Source organism: Amycolatopsis arida, from assembly GCF_900115565.1.
Classification (GTDB): domain Bacteria; phylum Actinomycetota; class Actinomycetes; order Mycobacteriales; family Pseudonocardiaceae; genus Yuhushiella; species Yuhushiella arida.
Genome location: NZ_FOWW01000008.1, coordinates 66,461 through 88,089, shown reverse-complemented (window position 1 = coordinate 88,089; position 21,629 = coordinate 66,461). Strand labels below are relative to the sequence as shown.

The following is a 21,629-nucleotide window of genomic DNA, read 5'->3' as shown; positions in this document are numbered from 1 at the left end:
ACGTTCAGGATGGCGAGAGCTACGTTCGGGGTGCCGAAGTCCCCGGTCAGGCCGGGGCGCGTGCGGGAGCCACCCGTGGGGGTCTGTGGTCCCCGCCCCGGAGCTCGATCGTGTCGACCGCGAGGCGGCTCCGGATCGGGGTGGGGAGGGGGAGTGGCTGCGCCACAAGGGATCCCGACAGCGAACTCCTGCTCGGGCCCCCCCGGCTCTCGCTGTCCCGGCCCGTAGGTCTCGCTGTTCTGAACGTAGATCTCGCGGTTGGGCGACCCTCGCTGGTCCCCACTGTCGTGCCCAGCGCTCGCCAAGGTGACGGAGCCGCACCGTGGGGTCTGCGGGGGTCGCCCCCGCAACACTCCAGCACCGTGGGGCCTGCGGGGGTCGCCCCCGCGACACCTCAGTCCCAGTCGAGGGTGCCGCCGGTCTGGTACTCGATGACCCTGGTCTCGAAGAAGTTCTTCTCCTTCTTCAGGTCCATGGCCTCCGACATCCAGGGGAACGGGTTGGTCTCCTCACCGAAGATCGGCGCCAGGCCGAGCTGCTGCGCGCGCCGATCGGTGATGAAGTGCATGTACTGCTCGCACAGCGGCGCCGACAGGCCGAACATCCCGCGCGGCATGGTGTCCCGCGCGTAGGCCACCTCCAGCTCGCACGCCTCGGTGAGCATCCGCCGCACCTCCTGCTGGAACTCGGGGGTCCACAGGTGCGGGTTCTCGAGCTTGATCTGATTGATGCAGTCGATGCCGAAGTTCAGGTGGATCGACTCGTCGCGCAGGATGTACTGGTACTGCTCGGCGATGCCGACCATCTTGTTCCGCCGACCCAGCGACAGGATCTGCGCGAACCCGGTGTAGAACCACATGCCCTCGAACACCACGTAGAACGCCACGAGGTCGCGCAGGAAGTCCTGGTCGGCCTCGGCGGTCCCGGTGGCGAAGTCCGGGTTCTCCAGGTTCCGGGTGTACCGCAGCGCCCACGCGTCCTTGTCGGCGATCGACGGCACCTCCCGGTACATGTTGAACAGCTCGCCCTCGTCGAGGCCGAGGCTCTCGCAGATGTACTGGAAGGTGTGCGTGTGCACCGCCTCCTCGAACGCCTGGCGCAGCAGGTACTGCCGGCACTCCGGATTGGTGATGTGCCGGTACACCGCCAGCACGATGTTGTTCGCCACCAGCGACTCGGCCGTCGCGAAGAAGCCCAGGTTGCGCTTCAGCATCAGCCGCTCGTCCTCGGTGAGCCCGTCCGGTGACTTCCACAGCGCGATGTCGGCCTGCATCCCGACCTCGGTCGGCATCCAGTGGTTGCTGCACCCGGCCAGGTACTTCTCCCACGCCCAGCGGTACTTCAGCGGCAGCAGCTGGTTCACGTCGGCCCTGGCGTTGATCATCGCCTTGTCGTCGACGCTGACCCTCGCCCCGCCGCGGTCGATCTCGCCGAGGCCGGTGGTGTCGGTGGTGTCGGTGGTGTCGGTGGCCGCGGTGGTCACGGTGGTCTCGATGTTCGTCATGTCGGGGCTCCTCACTGGCAGGCTTCGCAGTCGGGGTCGTCGATCCGGCAGGCCGCCGGCTCGGCGGCGGGCGCGGGGGAGGGCGCCACCGCCGGCACGGCCGCCGCGGGCACGGAACCGGTGCCGGCGGGCACTGTGTTGGTGCCTCGGGTGCCGGCGGGCACTGTGTTGGTGCCTCGGGTGCCGGCGGGCACGGCGTTGAGCCGGCCGTCGGTGCCGCGCAGGGTGCTCTTCTCCACGTGCGTGGCCGACTGCGCCCGCAGGTAGTAGGTGGTCTTCAGACCCTTGTGCCAGGCGTAGCGGTACAGCTCGTCGAGCTTGCGGCCGCTCGGCGCGGCGATGTACAGGTTCAGCGACTGCGCCTGGTCGATCCACTTCTGCCGGCGCGACGCCGCGTCGACCAAGCAGCGGCTGTCCACCTCGAACGCCGTCGCGAACAGCTCCTTGAGGTCATCGGGCACCCGGTCGATCTCACCGAGGCTGCCGTCGAAGTACTTCAGGTCGGCGACCATCACCTCGTCCCACAGCCCGCGCTCCTTCAGCCGGCGCACCAGGTACGGGTTCACCACGGTGAAGTCACCGGACATGTTGGACTTGACGAACAGGTTCCGGAACTGCGGCTCGATCGACTGCCCGACCCCGCAGATGTTGGAGATCGTCGCGGTCGGCGCGATCGCCATGACGTTGGAGTTGCGCATCCCCACCGTGCGCACCCGCTCGCGCAGCCCGTCCCAGTCCAGCGTGGACGAGGTGTCGACGTCGAGGACGTCGCCCTCCCTGGCCTTCGCCAGCAGCTCGATCGAGTCGATCGGCAGGATTCCCTTGCTCCACAACGATCCCTCGAACGTGGCGTACCGGCCCCGCTCGGCCGCGAGGTCCACCGACGCGGAGATGGCGTGGTAGCTCAGGTGCTCCATGCTGCGGTCGGCGAACTCCACGGCCGCGTCCGAGGCCAGCGGCACGCCGAGCTCGAACAGCGCGTCCTGGAAGCCCATCAGGCCCAGCCCGACCGGCCGATGCCGCAGATTGGACCGGCGAGCCTCCGGGATCGTGTAGAAGTTGATGTCGACCACGTTGTCGAGCATCCGCACCGCGGTGTGCACGGTCCGGGCCAGCCGCTCGGTGTCCAGCCCGTCCGGCCCGACGTGCGCCACCAGGTTCACCGAGCCCAGGTTGCACACCGCGACCTCGTCCGTGCTGGTGTTCAGGGTGATCTCGGTACACAGGTTCGACGAGTGCACCACGCCCACGTGCTGCTGTGGCGAGCGCAGGTTGCACGGGTCCTTGAAGGTGATCCACGGGTGCCCGGTCTCGAACAGCATGGTCAGCATCCGCCGCCACAGCTCCACCGCACGGACCCGGCGGAACACCGTGATCTCCCCGCGGTCGGCCATGGCCTCGTACTCCCGGTACCGCTCGGCGAACGCCGTGCCGTAGAGGTCGTGCAGGTCCGGCACCTCGTCCGGGGAGAACAGCGTCCACTCGCCGTCCGCCTCGACCCGGCGGAGGAACTCGTCGGGCACCCAGTTCGCGGTGTTCATGTCGTGGGTGCGCCGGCGCTCGTCACCGGTGTTCTTGCGCAGGTCGAGGAACTCCTCGATGTCGACGTGCCACGTCTCCAGGTACGCGCACGCCGCGCCCTTGCGCTTGCCGCCCTGGTTCACCGCCACCGCCGTGTCGTTGGCGATCTTCAAGAACGGCACCACGCCCTGCGACCGGCCGTTGGTGCCCTTGATGTGCGCACCGAGACCGCGCACCGGCGTCCAGTCGTTGCCCAGCCCGCCCGAGTACTTCGCCAGCAACGCGTTGTTCTTGTACGCCTGGAAGATCGAGTCGAGGTCGTCGTCGACCGTGGTCAGGAAGCACGACGACAGCTGTGGCCGGGTGGTACCCGAGTTGAACAGCGTCGGCGTCGAGGCCATGAACGCGAACGTCGACAGCAACTCGTAGAACTCGACCGCACGCCGCTCCCGGTCGTCCTCGCGCAGCGCCAGTCCCATCGCCACCCGCATGAAGAACGCCTGCGGCAGCTCGAACCGAGTCCCGTTCTCGTGCAGGAAATACCGGTCGTACAGCGTCTGCAGACCGAGGAAGCCGAAGTTCAGGTCCCGCTCGGGCCGCAGCGCGGCGGTGATCCGGTCGAGGTCGAACCGGGTGAGCTCCGGGTCGAGCAGCTCCAGCTCCACCGCGCGGTGCACGTAGTCGCGGAAGTAGTCGCCGTAGCCGGCGGCCATCTCGTCCTGGTTGGCCTGCCGCGCCGCGCCGGCCAGGTGGCTCAGCGCTTCGGCGCGCAGCTTGTCCAGCAGCAGCCGGGCACTGACGAAGGAGTAGTTCGGCTCCTGCTCCACCAGCGTGCGGGCGGCCATGATCTGCGCCAGCGCCAGCTCGTCGGCGCCGATGCCGTCGTAGAGGTTGCGCCGGGTCTCGGCGAGCACCGGCTCGGCCGCGACGTCGGCCAGCCCGGCGACCGCCTCGCCCACCACGTGCGCCACCCGGTCCCAGTCCAGCGGAGCGAGGGTGCCGTCCGCCGCCCGGACCCGCAGCTCGGGCCGCGCCGGCGCCTCGGCCGGCCGGCTGGCCGCGCGCGCCCTGGCCCGCTCCTCCCGGTAGAGCACGTAGGCACGGGCGACCTTGTGGTGGCCGCCGCGCATGAGCGCCAGCTCCACCTGGTCCTGGATCTGCTCGATGTGCAGCGCGGGCTCCGGGCCGGCGTGCCGCAGCAGCGCGTCGGTGACCTGGCCGGTCAGCTCCTCGACCACGTGGTGGACGCGGGAGGACGTGGCCGCGTCGTCGCCCTCGACGGCGAGGAACGCCTTCGTCATCGCGACCGAGATCTTGGTCGGGTCGAACGACGACACGCTGCCGTCGCGCCGAATCACCCGCACCGGTGCGGTGCTGGCGTCCGCCGCGGACGGCGGCGAGGTGGTCTCCAGGGACATGCGAACTCCAAAGGGCGCGTTGGATCGGCACACCGGCGGACGCCGGCGTGCTGGGCGACACGACTGCAGGGTCGACGCGGGCGCGCGAGACCCTCCCGCGGCGGGCGGAACCCCCAGGAACCGCCCCAGGACACCGCCGGGCGCCGGCCCGTTCGGCCGGTACCGCCGCGCCACGCACCACCGCGGGAGGTGCTCGCCACGCCGTGCCCGCGGGGATCTCGACGGTCATCGTCGACCCGCAGGCTGTCGATGATCAGAGACTACATGTTGGGGTGTGCGACGCGCGAAGACCCAACATGCGGCGTGTCGGCGTGTTCCACAGCACAGTGATCACCACTCGATCACGACGGAGCGAAAGGTGGGACCTTCTCGTTAGAGTGAGCCGGCCTGGTCTACGGCGTCGACGGACACTCGGGAGTGACGATGGTGCAACCACGGAGCGCGCTGCGCCGGCTCGCCGACGTCGTGGGGCGGTGGTTCGCCCTGCTGGTGATCCTCGGCGGCGTGGTGGGGCTGGTGCTGCCCGGCCAGGTCGCCGTGCTCACCGGCGCCATCCCGGTGCTGCTCGGGGTGATCATGTTCGGGATGGGGCTCACCCTGCGGGCCGTCGACTTCACCCGGGTGCTGCGCCGGCCGTGGGCGGTGCTGGTGGGCCTCGCCGCGCAGTTCGTGATCATGCCGCTCACCGCGTGGGGCGTAGCCTCGGCGCTGGGGCTGACCGGGTTGCTGCTCGTCGGGATGGTGCTGGTCGGCTCCGCGCCCGGCGGCACCGCATCGAACGTGATCGTGTACCTCGCCAGGGGCGACGTGGCGCTGTCGGTGACGTTGACCTCGGTGGCCACCGTGCTCGCCCCGGTGCTGACCCCGCTGTTGGTGCTGTGGCTGGCCGGCTCGGCGCTGCCGGTGAGCTTCTGGGCGCTGTTCGAGTCGATCGTGCAGATCGTGCTGGTGCCGGTGGTCGCCGGCGTGGTGGTCAGGGCGTTCGCCGGGCGGCTGGTCGAGCGGGTGCTGCCCTACCTGCCGCTGGTCTCGGTCACCGGGATCGTCGTGGTCGTCGCCGCGGTGGTGGGGGCGAACAGCGCCGTGATGGCCAGCAGCGGCGCCCTGCTGGTGCTGGCCGTGGTGCTGCACAACGGCGTCGGCCTCGCGCTCGGCTACGGCGTGGCCCGGCTGGTGCGGCTGGACGAGACCGCACGGCGGGCGGTGTCGATCGAGGTGGGCATGCAGAACTCCGGGTTGGCGGCGAGCCTGGCCACCGCGCACTTCGCCCCGTTGGCCGCGTTGCCGGGCGCGTTGTTCTCCGTGTGGCACAACGTGTCCGGCTCGGCACTGGCCACCTACTGGGCGCGCCGCCCGGCCCGCACCGCCCCGGCCGTCCCGGCGCCGGAGCGATGAGTACGCGTTACACCGCGTCGAGCTTCGGCGACCGTTCCGGGACAACGTCCACATCGGACGTCGACCCGCTCGCGGCGCCGATCCGGTAGTCGGTGACGTCGAACCGGCGGGTGCGCCGCCGGTACTCCCCGGTGCGGCCGGGCCAGTTCGCCACCACCCGGCCGTGCTCGTTGCGGTACCAGCTGCGGCACCGCGTCCACACCGACCGCGCCAGCCGGCGCTGCACCTCGTCGTCCCAGCGCCGCTCCACCTCGGTCCGCACGTCGAGGTAGTGGCCGGGGTGCGCGACCAGCCGCCGCACCGCCTGCCGGATGTAGCGGGCCTGGCTCTCCAGCACGTGGATGATCGAGCCGCCGCCGAGGTTGGTGTTCGGGCCGTACATCAGGAACATGTTCGGGAACCCGGGCACCGTGATGCCGAGGTGGGCGCGGGCGCCGGCGTGCCACGCCGCCGACAGTCGCCTGCCGCCGAGCCCGGTGATCTCGACCGGCCCGAGCAGGTCGAGCGTGGCGAACCCCGTGCCGTAGATGATGACGTCCGCCGGGTGCTCGGTGCCGCCGGCGGTGCGCACCCCGGTCGGGGCGATCTCGGTGATCGGCTCGGTGACCAACTCGACGCCTGCTCGGGTGAGCGCGGGCAGGTAGTCGTTGCTGAACAGCACCCGCTTGCAGCCGATCTCGTAGTCCGGGGTGAGCCGCGCGCGCAGCGCCGGGTCGGGCACCGCGGCGCGCAGGTGCCGTGTCGTCTGCCATCTGAACAGCGGTACGAAGCCCTGCCACTTCGCCAGGCACTGCTGGGCGAACTCCGCGTACAGCCAGAAGCCCAGCCGGTCCAGCGCCTGCAACGGCGGCAGGACCTGGAAGGCCCGGTGCGGCCAGGACGCGTAGTCGTGGTCGCGCTTGGGCAGGATGTAGGGCGCCGAGCGCTGGAACACGGTGAGCCGACCGACCCTCGGCTGGATCTCCGGCACGAACTGGATGGCACTGGCCCCGGTGCCGATCACCGCCACCCGCCGGCCGGTGAGGTCGACGTCGTGGTCCCAGCGGGCCGAGTGGAACGCGGCCCCGCGGAAGGAGTCGATTCCCGGGATCGCCGGGTAGGCCGGCCGGGACAGTTGGCCGACCGCCGGGATCAGCACCGCCGCCGAGAGCTCCTCGCCGGTGGCCGTGCGGACCCGCCACCGCGCGGTCGACTCGTCGAACGTCGCGGCCACCACCTCGCGCTGGAAGCGGACGTGGTCGACCACGCCGTGCTTGCGCGCGACGCGGTCCAGGTAGGCGTGGATGTCCCGCTGCTGGGCGTAGCGGCGGGGCCAGCGCTGGTGGCGTTCGAAGGAGAACGAGTACAGCGGCGACGGCACGTCGCAACCGGCACCGGGGTAGGTGTTGTCCCGCCACACCCCGCCGAGGTCGGGTGCCCGCTCCAGGATCACGAAGTCGTGCACGCCGGCGCGGCGCAGCTCGATGCCCATGGCGACGCCGCCGAAGCCCGCACCGATGATCACCGCGGTGGTGCGCTCGGGTCCGGGCCCGGATCGCGCGGTCATCGTCACCTCCACTCGGGTCAGCCGCCGAAGCGCATCCGGAAGTCCCGCAGGCGCGCGCTCAGCAGGGGAGCGCGCCCGGCCAGGTAACCCAGCGGTCCGGCGGGGTTGACGCTCCAGCTCGCCGCGGCCCAGTGCGGCCGGGCGCGGGCGCGCACCCGGCTCGACCGCGGCTCGCCGTCCATCACCTGGGCGACCCGGAACCGGCTCGGCAGGGTGACCGGCGGCCCGGGCCGGGACGTGAAGGCCGCGGTGGCGATCCAGTCCCGCGACGTGGTGGCCGACGCGGTGAACGTGCGGCCGTGCCGCAGGTCGAAGGCGGCCAGCTCCTTCGGGATGCCCCACAGCTCCCGCCCTCCGGCCAGCGACACCGCGCTGTCCACCCAGATCTCGGTGATCGTGGCAGTGGGTCCGCTGGGTCCGCTGGGCCCGTGCCCGTCCCGCACGGCGACCGTGGCCAGCAGCTCGGCGTAGCTCAGCTGCCCGGGTGGTTGGTAGTCGATCCACGCGGTGACCACGACCGCGCGGCCGGCCACGACCACCGGGCGCAGCTCCCGCGGCACGCGGGGCAGGTCGGCCACCGGCACCAGCCAGGTGGACAGGTACGCCTGGCCGGCCAGGTGCCAGGGCTCGGGCGGGTAGCGGTCAGGGGGAGTGGCGGTCATCCTCGTCACCCTCGTCGGCCTTCGCGGCGTCGTCCGTCCCGGTGGCGCTGGAACCGTCCAGCCAGGGCAGGAAGTCGGGCAGGTCCTCGGGCACCCGTAGTGTCCAGCGCGGCGGCCGCTTCTGCAGGAACGACAGCACGCCCTCCACCGCGTCCGGGTTACCGGTCAGCCCGCCGATCAGCTTCGAGTCCAGCGCGTGCACCGGCAGCGGCGAGTCCGACCCGGACATCCGGTACAGCAGCTGCCGGGTGACCGCGACCGACACCGGCGCCGCGGTGGCGATGATCTCCCGAGCCAGCTCGTGGGCCCGGTCGAGCAGCTCGTCCGCGGGGTGGCGGCGGTGCACCAGGCCGGCGGCCTCGGCCTCCTCGGCGGAGAACACCCGACCACTGATCATCCAGTCCAGCGCCGTGCCCATGCCCACCAGGCGCGGCAGGAACCAGGCGGAGGCGCCCTCCGGATAGATCCCGCGGCGGACGAACACGAAGCCGAACCGGGCGTCGGTGGCGGCGAGCCGGTAGTCGGCCGGCAGGATGATGGTGCTGCCGGCGCCGATGGCCGCGCCGTGGATCGCGGCGATCACCGGCTTGTTCATCGCGAAGATCCGCCGGGCGCACCGGCCGGCCGGCTCCTGCCAGTGCGGTTCGGGGCCGTGCTCGGCGTCGAAGTCGAACCCGCCCTGGCTGAGGTCGGCGCCCACGCAGAAGTCCTCGCCGGCGCCGGTGAGCACGACCGCCCGCACGTCGTGGTCGGCGTCGGCCGCGGCGAAGGCGGCGGCCAGCTCGTCGGCCATCGTGACGGTGTAGCCGTTGCGGGCCTCGGGGCGGTTCAACGTGATCGTCGCGACGCCGCCGGCGACCGTGTAGGTGATCTGGGCGTACTCCGCCACGCGGCCTCCTTCGCTGGGCGTTTCGCCTGCGAACGGTAAGCCAGCACCGCCTTGCTGGCAAGTCGCCAACAAGGCTATTCCGCCGGTTCGCCGCGCAGGAACCGGCCGGCGAGCCGCACCGCGGTCCCGGCCTCCGGCAGGTAGCCGGCGAAGATCGGGAACACGTGGATCTGGCCGGGCCACACCTGCAGCTCGGCCGTGCCGCCCGCGGCGCGCACCTTGGCGGCCAGCCGCTCCGCGTCGCCGAGCAGGCACTCGGTGTCGCCCACCTGGACCAGCACGGGTGGCCAGCCGGTCTTGTCCGTGCCCAGCACGTCCAGCCGGGGGTGGGCGTGGTCGGGGCCGCCGAGGTAGGCCGCGCGGCACTTCTCCACGTAGGACGGGGGAACGAAGGGGTCCCGCCGTTCCCGGTCGCGGCGCCGCAGTTCCGTCAGATCGAAGTCGAGCCACGGCGACAGCAGCAGCGCCCGAGCGGGCCGCGGCAGGCGGAGCCGGACGAGGTCGTCGAGCAGCCCGGCGGTCAGCTGCCCGCCGGCGGAGTCCCCGGCCACGCTGATCCGGTCCGCGGGGAAGCCCCTGGCCAACAGGAGCCGGTAGGCGGCGAGCGCGTCGTCGGCCGCCGCCGGGAAGCGGTGCTCGGGCGCGCGCCGGTAGTCCAGCAGGAACACCGGCACCCCGATCCGCCGGGCCAGCCGGAACGCCAGCGTGCGGTGGGAGCGTGGTGAGCCGAACACGAAACCGCCACCGTGCAGGTACAGCAGCGCGCCCCGCGCGGGGTCGGCCCCCGGCGGCTGCAGCCACACCCCGCGGACCGAGCCGTAGCGGGCGGGCCACGCCCGGGTGCCCCGGGGTAGTCGGGTGAGGCCGGCGCTGTCGGCCGTGCTGCGTAGCGCGCGCAGCTGGTAGCCGCGCGGCGAGCTGCGCTCGGCGAGCGGACGCACCCGGGTGGCGAACCACCTGCGCAGCCGCACGCTCTGCGGGCTCGGCAGGTCAACGGGAACGGCGACCGAGGACGACATGGGACCTCCCGATGCAGGTAGCAGCTCCACGGTAGCGCGGGCGGGAGCAAAAACAAGCGTGCATGCTTGATTTTTACTGAGCCGGGTGCGACGCTCGGGGCACGACAGCGAGGGAGGTGGCGGCGTGGCGGACCTCGGGGCCGTCCTGCGCGACCTGGACGCGCAGAGCCGGGAGGTCGACGACCTGGTGGCGGGCCTGCCGGACGGCGAGTGGCGCCGCCCCACCCCGGCGGAGGGCTGGACCATCGCCCACCAGATCGGGCACCTGGCGTGGACCGACCAGCAGTCACTCGTCGCCGCGACCCGGCCGGACGAGTTCGCCTCCCTGGTCGAGTGGGCGATGAGCGCCGGCACCCGGTTCGTCGACGACGGCGCGGAGGAGCAGGCCGCCCGGCCCCGGGCCGAGCTGATGGCCGACTGGCGGCGCGGCCGCACCGAACTCACCGCCGCGCTGGCCGAGGTGCCGCCCGGCACGAAGCTACCGTGGTTCGGCCCGCCGATGAGCGCGGCGTCGATGGCCACCGCGCGAATGATGGAGACCTGGGCCCACGGCCAGGACATCGCCGACGCGCTCGGCGTGGTGCGCACCCCGACCGCGCGGCTGTGGCACATCGCCCGGTTCGGCGTCCGCACCCGCGACTTCGCCTTCCAGCTGCACGCGCTCGCCCCACCGACCGAGGAGTTCCGGGTCGAGCTGACCGCACCCGACGGCGAGACCTGGGAGTTCGGCCCGCCCGGCGCCGCCCAGCGGATCACCGGCAGCGCGCTCGACTTCTGCCTGGTCGTCACCCAGCGCCGGCATCCCACCGACACCGACCTGCGCGCGGAGGGCGCCGACGCGCGCGAGTGGCTCGGCATCGCCCAGGCCTTCGCCGGTCCGCCCGGTCCCGGTCGGAAGGCGGGGCAGTTCCGATGACGAGCACCGGACAACCGCTGCGGATCGGCAACGCCTCCGGCTTCTACGGCGACCGTTTCGCCGCCGTGCGCGAGATGCTCACCGGCGGCCCGCTGGACGTGCTCACCGGCGACTACCTCGCCGAGCTGACCATGCTCATCCTCGGCAGGGACCGGATGAAGGACCCGAACCGCGGCTACGCCAAGACCTTCCTCCGGCAGATGGAGGAGGGCCTCGGGCTGGCCAGGGACCGCGGCGTGCGGATCGTGGTCAACGCCGGCGGACTCAACCCCGCCGGGCTGGCCGATTCGTTGCGCGAGCTGGCCAGTCGGCTCGGGGTCGACGTCGCGATCGCCCACGTCGAGGGCGACGACCTGCTGCCCCGCGCGGGCGAGCTCGGCCTCACCGCGCCTGGCGGGCGGGGCGCGCCGCTGACCGCGAACGCCTACCTGGGCGCGTGGGGCATCGCCGAGTGCCTGCGGGCCGGGGCTGAGGTGGTGGTGACCGGCCGGGTCACCGACGCCTCGTTGGTCGTCGGCCCGGCCGCCGCGCACTTCGGCTGGCGCCGGGACGACTACGACGCGCTCGCCGGCACGGTCGCCGCCGGCCACGTCCTGGAGTGCGGGGCGCAGGCCACCGGCGGCAACTACGCCTTCTTCACCGAGCACGAGATCGGCCACCCCGGGTTCCCGCTCGCCGAGGTGTACCCGGACGGGTCGAGCGTGATCACCAAGCACCCCGGCACCGGCGGCGTGGTCACCACCGGAACGGTCACCGCCCAGCTGCTGTACGAGATCGCCGGCGCGCGCTACGCCGGGCCCGACGTCACCGCCCGGTTCGACGCACTGGAGCTGAGCGAGGACGGCCCCGACCGGGTGCGAATCTCCGGCGCCCGCGGCGAGCCACCGCCACCGGAGCTGAAGGTGTGTCTGAACACCCTCGGCGGCTTCCGCAACGAGGTCACCTTCGTGCTCACCGGGCTGGACATCGAGCGCAAGGCGGCGCTGGTGCGCGAGCAGCTCGACGCCGCGCTGGCCGCCCGGCCGCCCGCCGAGGTGCGCTGGACGCTGGCCCGCACCGACCACGAGGACGCCGACACCGAGCAGCGGGCCAGCGCGCTGCTGCACTGCGCGGTGAAGGACGCCGACCCGAAGGTGGTGGGCCGGGCGTTCAGCGGTGCGGCGATCGAGCTGGCCCTGGCCAGCTACCCGGGCTTCCACGTCACCGCGCCGCCGGCCGACGCCGCGCCCTACGGGGTGTACACACCGGCGTTCGTGCCGGCCGAGTCGGTGCCGCACGTCGCGGTGCTGCCCGACGGGCGCCGGGTGGACGTCCCGCCCGCCGCGCCCACCCGAGCGTTGTCCGATGTGGATGAACCAGGGCTGCCGGAGCCGCTGCCCGCAGGCCCGATGCGACGTGTTGCGCTGGGCACGGTCGCCGGCGCGCGCAGCGGCGACAAGGGCGGCAGTGCCAACGTCGGCGTGTGGGTGCGCACCGCCGAGGCATGGCGGTGGCTCGCGCACACGCTCACCGTGGCCGAGCTGCGCCGGCTGCTGCCGGAGACCGCCGACCTGCCGGTGCGCCGGTACCTGCTGCCCAACCTGCGCGCGGTGAACTTCGTGGTCGACGGGCTGCTCGGCGAGGGCGTCTCCGCGCAGGCCCGGTTCGACCCGCAGGCCAAGGCACTCGGCGAGTGGCTGCGCGCGCGGCACGTGGACATCCCGGAGGTACTGCTGTGACGGCACAGACACGGCCGGCGGGCCACACCGACCCGTTCGCCACACCGGAACGGGCCGCGTTGCGGGAGACCGTCCGCCGGTTCGTGCGCACCGAGGTGCTGCCGAACCTGGACGCGTGGGAGCGGGCCGGCGAGCTGCCCCGGGAACTGCACCGCACCGCCGGGCGGCTGGGCCTGCTCGGGGTCGCCTTCCCCGAGGAGGTCGGCGGTGGTGGCGGGGACTTCCTCGACGCGCTGACGGTGACCGAGGAGATCCACTACGCCGGCGGCTCCGGCGGCCTGGTCGCGTCGCTGTTCACCTGCGGCATCGCCGTGCCGCACATCGCCGCGGCGGGTGACCCGGCGCAGGTCGACCGCTGGGTGCGGCCCACCCTCGCCGGGGAGACGATCGGCTCGCTCGCGGTCACCGAGCCCGACGGCGGCTCCGACGTCGCCGGGATCCGCACCACCGCCCGCCGGGACGGAGACGACTACGTCGTCGACGGCGCCAAGACGTTCATCACCTCCGGGTGCCGGGCCGACTTCGTCACGACGGTGGTGCGCACCGGCGAGCCCGGCGCGCACGGGCTGTCGCTGCTGGTGATCGAGCGCGGCACGCCGGGGCTCACGGTGAGCAGGGGGCTGGCCAAGATGGGCTGGCACTGCTCGGACACCGCCGAGCTGTCGTTCGCCGGCTGCCGGGTGCCGGTGGCCAACCTGGTGGGGCCGGAGAACAGCGGCTTCGCGCAGGTGGCCACCCAGTTCGTCACCGAGCGGCTGTCCCTGGCCGCGCAGGCCTACGCCACCGCGCAGCGCGCGCTGGACCTCACCGTGGAATGGTGCCGGCTGCGCGAGACGTTCGGCCGGCCGCTCATCTCCCGCCAGCTCGTGCAGCACAAGCTCACCGAGATGGCCCGCAAGGTCGACGTGGCCCGCACCTACACCCGCCAGGTCGCGCTGCGGCACGTCGCCGGTGAGGAGGTCATCGCCGAGGCGTGCTTCGCGAAGAACACCGCGGTCGCCACCGGCGAGGAGGTGGTCGACGAGGCGGTGCAGCTGCACGGCGGGCTCGGCTACCTGCGCGAGTCCGAGGTGGAGCGGCACTACCGGGACGTGCGCATCCTCGGCATCGGCGGCGGCACCACCGAGATCCTCACCGGCCTCGCCGCCAAGCGAATGGGATTCACCGCATGACCACACTCAGGTCCACACTGGACACCAAGGGCGACTCCTTCGCCGAGAACCGGGACGCGATGCTGGCCAAGCTCGCCGAGATCGAGGCCGAGCACGCCAAGGCGATCGCCGGCGGCGGCCAGAAGTACGTCGAGCGGCACCGTAAGCGGGGCAAGCTGCTCGCCCGGGAACGGATCGAGCTCCTGCTCGACGAGGACGCGCCGTTCCTCGAGCTGTCGCCGCTGGCGGCGTGGGGCACCGACTACCACGTGGGCGGCAGCATGGTCACCGGGATCGGCGTGGTCGAGGGCGTCGAGTGCATGATCATCGCCAGCGACCCCACGGTGAAGGGCGGGGCGATGAACCCGTCCAGTCTGAAGAAGGGCTTCCGGGCCGCCGACATCGCCGCGCAGAACCGGCTGCCGACCATCAACCTGGTCGAGTCCGGCGGCGCGGACCTGCCGGCGCAGAAGGAGATCTTCATCCCCGGCGGGCGCACCTTCCGCGACCTGACCCGCTCCTCGGCCGCCAGGGTTCCCACGGTGGCACTGGTGTTCGGCAACTCCACCGCCGGTGGCGCCTACCTGCCCGGCATGTCGGACTACGTGGTGATGGTCAAGGAGCGGGCCAAGGTGTTCCTCGGCGGACCGCCGCTGGTGAAGATGGCCACCGGGGAGGAGTCCGACGACGAGTCGCTCGGCGGCGCGGAGATGCACGCGCGGGTGTCCGGGCTCGCCGACTTCCTCGCCGCGGACGAGCGGGACGCGATCCGGCTGGGCCGGGGGATCATCCGCCGGCTCAACTGGCACAAGCAGGGCCCGGCGCCGAAGCCGGACTACGCCGGGCCGCGCTACGCCGCCGAGGACCTGCTCGGCATCGTGCCGACCGACCTCAAGGTGCCGTTCGATCCGCGCGAGGTGGTCGCCCGCGTGGTGGACGACTCCGACTTCGACGAGTTCAAGCCGCTGTACGGCACCAGCCTGGTCACCGGATGGGCCACCGTGCACGGCTACCCGGTGGGCATCCTCGCCAACGCCCGCGGCGTGCTGTTCAGCGAGGAGTCACAGAAGGCCACCCAGTTCATCCAGCTGGCCAACCAGAGCGACACGCCGCTGATCTTCCTGCACAACACCACCGGCTACATGGTCGGCAAGGAGTACGAGCAGGGCGGGATCATCAAGCACGGGGCGATGATGATCAACGCGGTGTCCAACTCCACGGTGCCGCACATCTCGGTGCTGATGGGCGCCTCCTACGGCGCCGGCCACTACGGCATGTGCGGCCGGGCCTACGACCCCCGCTTCCTGTTCGCCTGGCCCAGCGCCAAGTCCGCGGTGATGGGACCGCAGCAGCTCGCCGGGGTGCTCTCGATCGTGGCGAGGCAGGCCGCCGCCAGCCGGGGCCAGGAGTACGACGAGGAGCAGGACGTCGCCATGCGGGCGATGGTGGAGGGCAGGATCGAGGCCGAGTCGCTGCCGATGTTCCTGTCCGGGATGCTCTACGACGACGGCATCATCGACCCGCGAGACACCAGGACGGTGCTGGGGTTGAGCCTGTCGGCGATCCACAACGGACCGGTGAGGGGCGCCGAGCGGTTCGGCGTCTTCCGGATGTGAGGGCAGTGATGGCACCGTTGATCCAGAACCTGCTCGTCGCCAACCGTGGGGAGATCGCCCTGCGGGTGTTCCGCAGCTGCCGGGACGCCGGGATCGGCACGGTCGCCGTCTACTCCGACGCCGACGCCGGCTCCCCGCACGTCGCCGCCGCGGACGCCGCGGTGCGGCTGCCCGGCGACGCGCCCGGCGACACCTATCTGCGGGCCGACCTGGTGATCGACGCCGCGCTCGCGGCCGGCGCCGACGCGGTCCATCCCGGCTACGGCTTCCTGTCGGAGAACGCCGCGTTCGCCCGCGCGGTCGGTGACGCCGGCCTCACCTGGGTGGGGCCACCGCCGGACGCCATCGCCGCGATGGGCTCGAAGGTCGAGGCGAAGCGGATGATGGCCGACGCCGGCGTGCCGGTGCTGCCCGAGCTCGACCCCGAGAAGGTCACCGAGGCCGACCTCCCGGTGCTGGTCAAGGCCTCCGCCGGGGGTGGCGGGCGCGGCATGCGGGTGGTGCGCGCGCTGGCCGACCTGCCGGCCGCGGTCGCCGGCGCCGAGGCCGAGGCCCGCTCGGCGTTCGGCGACGGCACCGTGTTCTGCGAGCGCTACCTGGAGACCGGCCGGCACATCGAGGTGCAGGTGCTGGCCGACGCGCACGGCACGGTGTGGGCGGTGGGGGAGCGGGAGTGCTCCATCCAGCGCCGGCACCAGAAGGTCGTCGAGGAGGCCCCGGCACCGCGGGTGGATACCGCCATGCGGGACCGGTTGTTCGCCGCGGCCGTCGCCGCGGCCAAGGCGATCGGCTACGTCGGTGCCGGCACCGTGGAGTTCCTCGCCACCGACGACGGCGAGTTCTTCTTCCTGGAGATGAACACCCGCCTGCAGGTGGAGCACCCGGTCACCGAGTGCGTCACCGGGCTGGACCTGGTGGACCTGCAGCTGCGGGTGGCCGAGGGCGAGCGGCTGCCCGGCGAGCCTCCACAGTGGACAGGACACGCCATCGAGGTGCGGCTCTACGCCGAGACGGTGGTGACCGAAGGCGACACCGCGAGCTGGCAACCGCAGAGCGGGACGCTGCACCGATTCGCCGTTCCGGGGGTGTCCGCGGAGTTTTCCGTGCCCGCCGGCACTGGAGGCACCAACACCGTGCCCGCCGGCACTGGAGGCACCAACACCGTGCCCGCCGGCACTGGAGGCACCAACACCGTGCCCGCCGGCACTGGAGGCACCAACACCGTGCCCGCCGGCACTGGAGGCACCAACACCGTGCCCGCCGGCACTGGAGGCACCAACACCGTGCCCGCCGGGTACGGGGTGCGGCTGGACAGCGGGGTGGCCGACGGCTCGGTGATCGGGGTGCACTACGACCCGATGCTGGCCAAGGTGATCGCGTGGGGGCCGAACCGCGCCGCGGCGGCCCGCACGCTCGCCGGGGCGCTGGCCGGCGCCCGCATCCACGGCGTGGCGACCAACCGGGACCTGCTGGTGAACGTGCTGCGGCACCCGGCGTTCCTGGCCGGCGAGACCGATACCGCGTTCCTCGACCGGCACGGCCTGGCCACCCTGGCCCGCCCGCTGGCCGGCGAGCGCGCGGTGCGGTTGTCCGCGCTGGCCGCGGCGCTGGCCGACGCGGCGGCGAACCGGCGGGCGGCCCGGGTGCTCGGCCGGCTGCCCAGCGGGTGGCGCAACGTTCCGTCGGCACCGCAGCGCAGGACGTACGCCGTGGGCGGCACGGAGCACGAGGTGGCCTACCGGTTCACCCGGGACGGCCTGGTCGCCAGCGTGGATGGAGACCACCCCGGTGTCGTGCTGCGGCACGCCGACCCGGAGCGGGTGGTGCTCGACGTCGACGGGGTGCGCCGCACCTTCACCGTCGGCCGCTACCCGGGGCTGGTCGCGGTCGACTCGCCGCTCGGCCCGGTGAGCCTCACCCCGGTGCCGCGGTTCGCCGATCCCGAGGCCGCGCTGGCCGCGGGATCGCTGGTGGCGCCCATGCCCGGAACCGTGCTGCGGATCGCGGTCGAGCGGGGCGAGCGGGTCGCCGCCGGTGCGCCGCTGCTGTGGCTGGAGGCGATGAAGATGGAGCACCAGATCAGCGCGCCGGTCGACGGCGTGGTCGCCGAGCTGCCGGTCACCGTGGGCCAGCAGGTGGAGCTCGGGGCGGTACTGGCCGTGGTGCGGGACGCGCAAGAGTAGGGAGCGGCAGTGAACTTCGTGGAGTCGGAAGAGCGTCAGGCACTGCGCAAGGCCGTGGCGGATCTGGGCCGTAGCTACGGTCCGGAGTACTACCGGGACAAGGCCCGCGCCGGCGGTCACACCACCGAGCTGTGGGACGAGGCCGGCCGGCTGGGTTACCTCGGGGTGGCGGTGCCGGAGGAGTACGGCGGTGGCGGCGCCGGCATCGGCGACCTCGCCGCGGTGTGCGAGGAGTTCTGCGCCGCCGGCACGCCGATGCTGCTCATGGTGGTGTCGCCGGCCATCTGCGCGATGGTGATCGCCCGGTACGGCACGGACGAGCAGCGCCGGCGCTGGCTGCCCGGCTTCGCCGACGGGTCGGTGCGGATGGCGTTCGCGATCACCGAGCCGGACGCGGGGTCGAACTCGCACCGGATCACCACCACGGCGTGGCGGGAGGGCGGCGGGTGGCGGCTGCGTGGCCGCAAGGTGTTCATCTCCGGTGTCGACGAGGCCGACGCGGTGCTGGTGGTGGGCCGCACGAGAGACGAACACAGCCGCACGGGCAGGCTCAAGCCGGCGCTGTTCATCGTGCCCACCGACGCGCCGGGGTTCGAGTACTCGAAGATCGAGATGGACCTGGTGGCCGCCGACCACCAGTTCGGGCTGTTCCTCGACGACGTCATCCTCCCGGCCGACGCGCTGGTCGGCTCCGAGGACGCGGCGATCGCGCAGCTGTTCGCCGGGCTCAACCCGGAGCGGATCATGGGCGCGTCGTTCTCCCTCGGCGTGGCCCGCTACGCGCTGGACAAGGGCGTCGCCTATGCCAAGGAGCGCAGCGTGTGGGACGTGCCGATCGGCGCGCACCAGGGCCTGGCGCACCCGCTGGCGCAGGTGAAGATCGAGCTGGAGCTGGCCAAGCTGATGACCCAGAAGGCCGCCGCGCTCTACGACTCCGGCGACGACTTCGGCGCGGGGGAGGCGGCCAACATGGCCAAGTACGCCGCCGCGGAGGTCGCGATCCGGGCGGTCGACCAGGCGGTGCAGGTGCACGGCGGCAACGGGTTGGCCTCGGAGTACGGTCTCGGCACGCTGCTGGGGGCGGTGCGGGTGGGCCGGATCGCGCCGGTGAGCAGGGAGATGGTGCTCAACTTCGTCGCGCAGCATAGTCTGGGCCTTCCCAAGTCCTACTGATCGGTAACCTAGGAGATCGCGTGAGCACGTTGGCGGGGAGGACCCTGATCATGTCCGGCGGCAGCCGGGGCATCGGCGAGGCGATCGCGGTGCGGGCGGCCCGGGACGGGGCGAACGTGGCGCTGCTGGCCAAGACCGCCGAGCCGCATCCGAAGCTGCCGGGCACGATCCACACCGCGGCCAGGGCCATCGAGGAGGCGGGCGGGCAGGCACTGCCGATCGTCGGCGACATCCGCGACGACGCGACCGTCGAGGCGGCCGTGGCGAGGACGGTCGAGCAGTTCGGTGGACTGGACATCGTGGTGAACAACGCCAGCGCCATCGACCTGACGCCGTCGGAGTCGATCAGCATGAAGCGCTACGACCTGATGCAGGACATCAACGCCCGCGGGTCGTTCCTGCTCTCCCGCACCGCGATCCCGCACCTGCGCCGCGCGGACAACCCGCACATCCTCACCCTGTCCCCGCCGATCCGGCTGGAGGAGAAGTGGTTCACCGCCGGCCACCTCGCCTACAGCATCGCCAAGTACTCGATGAGCCTGGTGACCGTCGGGCTGGCCGCGGAGCTGCGGAAGGACGGCATCGCGGCCAACTCCCTGTGGCCGCGGACCACGATCGACACCGCCGCGATCCGCAACGTGGTGGGCGCCGAGCTGGTCGACCGGTCGCGCACGCCGGAGATCATGGCCGACGCCGCGCACGCCGTCCTCACCAGGCCGAGCCGGGAGGTCACCGGGAACTTCTTCATCGACGACGAGGTGCTCGCCGCCGAGGGGGTCACCGACTTCGCGAAGTACCGGCAGGCCGAGCGCGAGGAGGACCTGCACCTCGACTTCTGGGTCGACCCCGCCTGATCATGGCCGAGCCACGCCAGGAGCGGAGCAGGACCACCCGACGGCGGCTGATGAACGCCGCCGTGGAGTGCCTGGCGGAGCTGGGCTGGAACGGCACGACCGTCGCGGTGATCGCCCAGCGCGCCGGGGTGTCCCGCGGCGCCGCTCAGCACCACTTCCGCACGCGGGAGGAGCTGGTGGCCGCGACCGTGGAGTACGTCGGCAACGAGCAGCTGGTCGAGCTGCGGGAGCGGGCCGCCGCGCTGCCCCGCGGCCCGGCCAGGGCCGAGCCGATCGCGCGGATGCTGCTGAACCTCTACACGGGACCGATGTTCCGCGCCGCGCTGCACCTGTGGGTGGCCGCCTCGACCGACGAGGCGCTGCGCGCGGTGCTGGTGCCGCTGGAGGCGCGGGTCGGACGGGAGGTGCACCGGGTGGCGCTGGAGCTGCTCGGTGCCGACGAGTCGCGGCCGGGGGTGCGGGAGACCGTGCAGGCGACGCTCGACCTCGCCCGCGGCCTCGGCCTGGCCAACCTGCTCACCGACGACAGCCGCCGGCGGGAGCAGATCATCCGGCAGTGGGCCCAGGTCCTCGAGCCGACCATCGGGGTGCCCGCCCCGACGTAGCGGCGGTCACGGCCCCCGCGCGTGCTTGCGTCCCGCGCGGTCCAGGCCCCAGGATGCGCCCGTGGTCGACGATGCTTCCGGCGTGCCGGGTTGGGCACTCGTGGTGATCCTCGCCGTCCAGGTCGCGCTGGGGGTGGCGCTGTTCCTGACGGCACGGCTGGGCGCGTCCGGCCGGCTCCGGCGCAACCCCTACTTCGGCCTGCGCACCCCCCGTTCCCTGGCCGACGACGCCGCGTGGGACCACGTCCACCGGAAGGCCGCGCCGGTGGTCCGGGTCGCGTTCGCGGTCGTGGTGGTGGGTACCGCGGTGCTGGTGGTCACGACCGGGGACATGGCGCTGTTCATCACCACACTCCTCACCACCGACGTGCTCGCCGTCGTGGTGCTCCTCGTCGCCGTCTGGATCGGCCACCGGGACCTGCCCCGCGGGTGAGTGTCGCTCCACCCGGAACCCAGCGGACCGGCCTACCGTCGAACCAGGTCGTTCAGACCACTGGGGGAAGGACGGGACAACGATGTCTGCACCGACGACACCCACACCGACCGCACCGGAGACCGCGCTCACCCATCGGGCCGGGGCCATGCTGCGGGCGGTGGCCGCGCGGCGCGCGCTCATCTCCGGTGGCAGTGAGCCCGATCTGTACGTCGACGGGGTGCCGTGCTGTGACCAGCTCACCGCGCACGGCCTGGCCCGCGGAGGGCTGATCCGCCCGGCCGGCGTCGCCCCGGTCCGGCTGGGCGCGCTGGTGCCCGCCGAGCTGACCGACGCCGGCCGGCGGGCGCTGGCCGCCTGGACCCGGTGGCGAGCCGAGCCCGGCGACCTCGGGTAGCCCCGGTCCCACCGGCTGGCAGTGCTCGCCGGCCCGCGGCCTCCGCACCTGCCATCGGGCCGTACGTCCGGCTCGTGCACCGTGGCGGTCGTCCCGTGGACCCCCCGGAGGTCGGGGCACCGGTGCCAGCACTCTGGCTCACGGTCGAGATGGGGAGCGGTCAGTCCGGCACGCCGATGTCCTCGTGCCACAGTCCCGGATGCTCGGCGACGAACGCGCGCATCAGCCGGACGCACTCGGGGTCGTCGAGCACCGTGACCGCCACGCCGTGCTCGGCCAGCCAGGCGTGCCCGCCGGAGAAGGTGCGGGCCTCGCCGACCACCAGCGCCGGGATGCCGAACTGGCGCACCAGACCGCTGCAGTACCAGCACGGCGAGAGCGTGGTGACCATGATCGTGTCCTGGTAGTGCGGGCGGCGGCCGGCCGCGCGGAAGGCCGCGGTCTCGGCGTGCATCGTCGGGTCGTCGTCCTGCACGCGCCGGTTGTGCCCGCGGCCGAGCAGGGTGCCGTCGGCGGTGAACAGGGCCGCGCCGATCGGCACTCCGCCCTCCGTGCGGCCGAGCAATGCCTCGTCGCGGGCGACGGCGAGCAGGGCGGCCGGGTCGGGGGCGGTCATGGGGTCACTCTGG

At 72.7% G+C, this 21,629-nt stretch carries 18 protein-coding genes; 11 read left to right on the top strand and 7 right to left on the bottom strand.

The genetic code is table 11. The features are described from left to right. Positions 1 to 394: 394 nt before the first annotated feature. Positions 395 to 1,504 (bottom strand): ribonucleotide-diphosphate reductase subunit beta, encoded by a 1,110-nt coding sequence (locus BM051_RS21280; protein WP_092533309.1) that lies wholly within the window; start codon positions 1,502 to 1,504, stop codon positions 395 to 397. 11 nt (positions 1,505 to 1,515) lie between these two features. Beyond that, on the bottom strand, positions 1,516 to 4,443 hold the full coding sequence (locus tag BM051_RS21275; RefSeq protein WP_092533306.1) for a ribonucleoside-diphosphate reductase subunit alpha: 2,928 nt from the start codon (positions 4,441 to 4,443) through the stop codon (positions 1,516 to 1,518). Between the two features lie 423 nt (positions 4,444 to 4,866). On the opposite strand from BM051_RS21275, the gene BM051_RS21270 reads away from it, so the two are divergent. Beyond that, positions 4,867 to 5,838, top strand: coding sequence for a bile acid:sodium symporter family protein (locus BM051_RS21270; protein ID WP_092533784.1), 972 nt, complete (start codon positions 4,867 to 4,869; stop codon positions 5,836 to 5,838). A 7-nt stretch (positions 5,839 to 5,845) separates the two neighbouring features. On the opposite strand, the gene BM051_RS21265 is transcribed toward BM051_RS21270, so the two are convergent. From BM051_RS21265 to BM051_RS21250, 4 genes are all read right to left on the bottom strand, one after another. Further along, on the bottom strand, positions 5,846 to 7,384 hold the full coding sequence (locus BM051_RS21265) for a flavin-containing monooxygenase (RefSeq protein WP_092533781.1): 1,539 nt from the start codon (positions 7,382 to 7,384) through the stop codon (positions 5,846 to 5,848). Between the two features lie 17 nt (positions 7,385 to 7,401). Further along, positions 7,402 to 8,046: an acetoacetate decarboxylase family protein gene (locus BM051_RS21260; RefSeq protein ID WP_092533303.1), complete on the bottom strand. Its 645-nt coding sequence runs from the start codon at positions 8,044 to 8,046 to the stop codon at positions 7,402 to 7,404. Further along, positions 8,027 to 8,935 carry an enoyl-CoA hydratase-related protein gene (locus BM051_RS21255; RefSeq protein WP_092533300.1) on the bottom strand — a complete coding sequence of 303 codons (909 nt, stop codon included), beginning with the start codon at positions 8,933 to 8,935 and terminating at the stop codon, positions 8,027 to 8,029. Before BM051_RS21255 ends, BM051_RS21260 begins: the two co-directional genes overlap by 20 nt. Before the next feature lie 74 nt (positions 8,936 to 9,009). After that, entirely contained in the window at positions 9,010 to 9,954 is a 945-nt protein-coding gene (locus tag BM051_RS21250) for an alpha/beta hydrolase (protein ID WP_092533297.1), read from the bottom strand. A 124-nt stretch (positions 9,955 to 10,078) separates the two neighbouring features. On the opposite strand from BM051_RS21250, the gene BM051_RS21245 reads away from it, so the two are divergent. From BM051_RS21245 to BM051_RS21200, 10 genes are all read left to right on the top strand, one after another. Beyond that, the gene (locus BM051_RS21245) at positions 10,079 to 10,870 is read left to right on the top strand and encodes a TIGR03084 family metal-binding protein (protein ID WP_092533294.1); all 792 of its coding nucleotides are present in this window, start codon (positions 10,079 to 10,081) and stop codon (positions 10,868 to 10,870) included. Beyond that, entirely contained in the window at positions 10,867 to 12,588 is a 1,722-nt protein-coding gene (locus BM051_RS21240) for an acyclic terpene utilization AtuA family protein (protein WP_092533289.1), read from the top strand. The genes BM051_RS21245 and BM051_RS21240 overlap by 4 nt, the downstream gene beginning before the upstream one ends. Beyond that, positions 12,585 to 13,760, top strand: a complete 1,176-nt coding sequence (locus tag BM051_RS21235) for an acyl-CoA dehydrogenase family protein (RefSeq protein ID WP_092533286.1) — start codon at positions 12,585 to 12,587, stop codon at positions 13,758 to 13,760. Before BM051_RS21240 ends, BM051_RS21235 begins: the two co-directional genes overlap by 4 nt. Then, positions 13,757 to 15,355, top strand: coding sequence for an acyl-CoA carboxylase subunit beta (locus tag BM051_RS21230; protein WP_166677795.1), 1,599 nt, complete (start codon positions 13,757 to 13,759; stop codon positions 15,353 to 15,355). Before BM051_RS21235 ends, BM051_RS21230 begins: the two co-directional genes overlap by 4 nt. Before the next feature lie 17 nt (positions 15,356 to 15,372). Next, complete coding sequence (locus BM051_RS21225; protein WP_092533775.1) at positions 15,373 to 17,538, top strand: acetyl/propionyl/methylcrotonyl-CoA carboxylase subunit alpha; 2,166 nt, start codon at positions 15,373 to 15,375, stop codon at positions 17,536 to 17,538. A 9-nt stretch (positions 17,539 to 17,547) separates the two neighbouring features. Continuing rightward, a complete protein-coding gene (locus BM051_RS21220; RefSeq protein ID WP_092533282.1) occupies positions 17,548 to 18,711 on the top strand; it encodes an acyl-CoA dehydrogenase family protein in 1,164 nt (387 codons plus the stop codon). A gap of 20 nt (positions 18,712 to 18,731) precedes the next feature. Next, positions 18,732 to 19,565 carry an SDR family oxidoreductase gene (locus BM051_RS21215; RefSeq protein WP_092533279.1) on the top strand — a complete coding sequence of 278 codons (834 nt, stop codon included), beginning with the start codon at positions 18,732 to 18,734 and terminating at the stop codon, positions 19,563 to 19,565. After that, positions 19,565 to 20,170 (top strand): TetR/AcrR family transcriptional regulator, encoded by a 606-nt coding sequence (locus tag BM051_RS21210; protein ID WP_092533772.1) that lies wholly within the window; start codon positions 19,565 to 19,567, stop codon positions 20,168 to 20,170. Before BM051_RS21215 ends, BM051_RS21210 begins: the two co-directional genes overlap by 1 nt. Positions 20,171 to 20,231: 61 nt before the next feature. Then, positions 20,232 to 20,603 carry an SdpI family protein gene (locus tag BM051_RS21205; RefSeq protein WP_166677793.1) on the top strand — a complete coding sequence of 124 codons (372 nt, stop codon included), beginning with the start codon at positions 20,232 to 20,234 and terminating at the stop codon, positions 20,601 to 20,603. Positions 20,604 to 20,685: 82 nt separating this feature from the next. Further along, entirely contained in the window at positions 20,686 to 21,000 is a 315-nt protein-coding gene (locus BM051_RS21200; protein ID WP_092533273.1) for a hypothetical protein, read from the top strand. A 160-nt stretch (positions 21,001 to 21,160) separates the two neighbouring features. Here BM051_RS21200 and BM051_RS21195 read toward each other — a convergent pair whose 3' ends face one another. After that, positions 21,161 to 21,616 carry a nucleoside deaminase gene (locus tag BM051_RS21195; protein ID WP_092533270.1) on the bottom strand — a complete coding sequence of 152 codons (456 nt, stop codon included), beginning with the start codon at positions 21,614 to 21,616 and terminating at the stop codon, positions 21,161 to 21,163. Positions 21,617 to 21,629: the final 13 nt, after the last annotated feature.

What these genes read in the sequence shown, in the direction of transcription:
- BM051_RS21280 (WP_092533309.1), bottom strand. Translation starts at nt 1,504, where the DNA reads ATGACGAACATCGAGACCACCGTGACCACCGCGGCCACCGACACCACC.
- BM051_RS21275 (WP_092533306.1), bottom strand. Translation starts at nt 4,443, where the DNA reads ATGTCCCTGGAGACCACCTCGCCGCCGTCCGCGGCGGACGCCAGCACC.
- BM051_RS21270 (WP_092533784.1), top strand. Translation starts at nt 4,867, where the DNA reads ATGGTGCAACCACGGAGCGCGCTGCGCCGGCTCGCCGACGTCGTGGGG.
- BM051_RS21265 (WP_092533781.1), bottom strand. Translation starts at nt 7,384, where the DNA reads ATGACCGCGCGATCCGGGCCCGGACCCGAGCGCACCACCGCGGTGATC.
- BM051_RS21260 (WP_092533303.1), bottom strand. Translation starts at nt 8,046, where the DNA reads ATGACCGCCACTCCCCCTGACCGCTACCCGCCCGAGCCCTGGCACCTG.
- BM051_RS21250 (WP_092533297.1), bottom strand. Translation starts at nt 9,954, where the DNA reads ATGTCGTCCTCGGTCGCCGTTCCCGTTGACCTGCCGAGCCCGCAGAGC.
- BM051_RS21240 (WP_092533289.1), top strand. Translation starts at nt 10,867, where the DNA reads ATGACGAGCACCGGACAACCGCTGCGGATCGGCAACGCCTCCGGCTTC.
- BM051_RS21230 (WP_166677795.1), top strand. Translation starts at nt 13,757, where the DNA reads ATGACCACACTCAGGTCCACACTGGACACCAAGGGCGACTCCTTCGCC.
- BM051_RS21200 (WP_092533273.1), top strand. Translation starts at nt 20,686, where the DNA reads ATGTCTGCACCGACGACACCCACACCGACCGCACCGGAGACCGCGCTC.
- BM051_RS21195 (WP_092533270.1), bottom strand. Translation starts at nt 21,616, where the DNA reads ATGACCGCCCCCGACCCGGCCGCCCTGCTCGCCGTCGCCCGCGACGAG.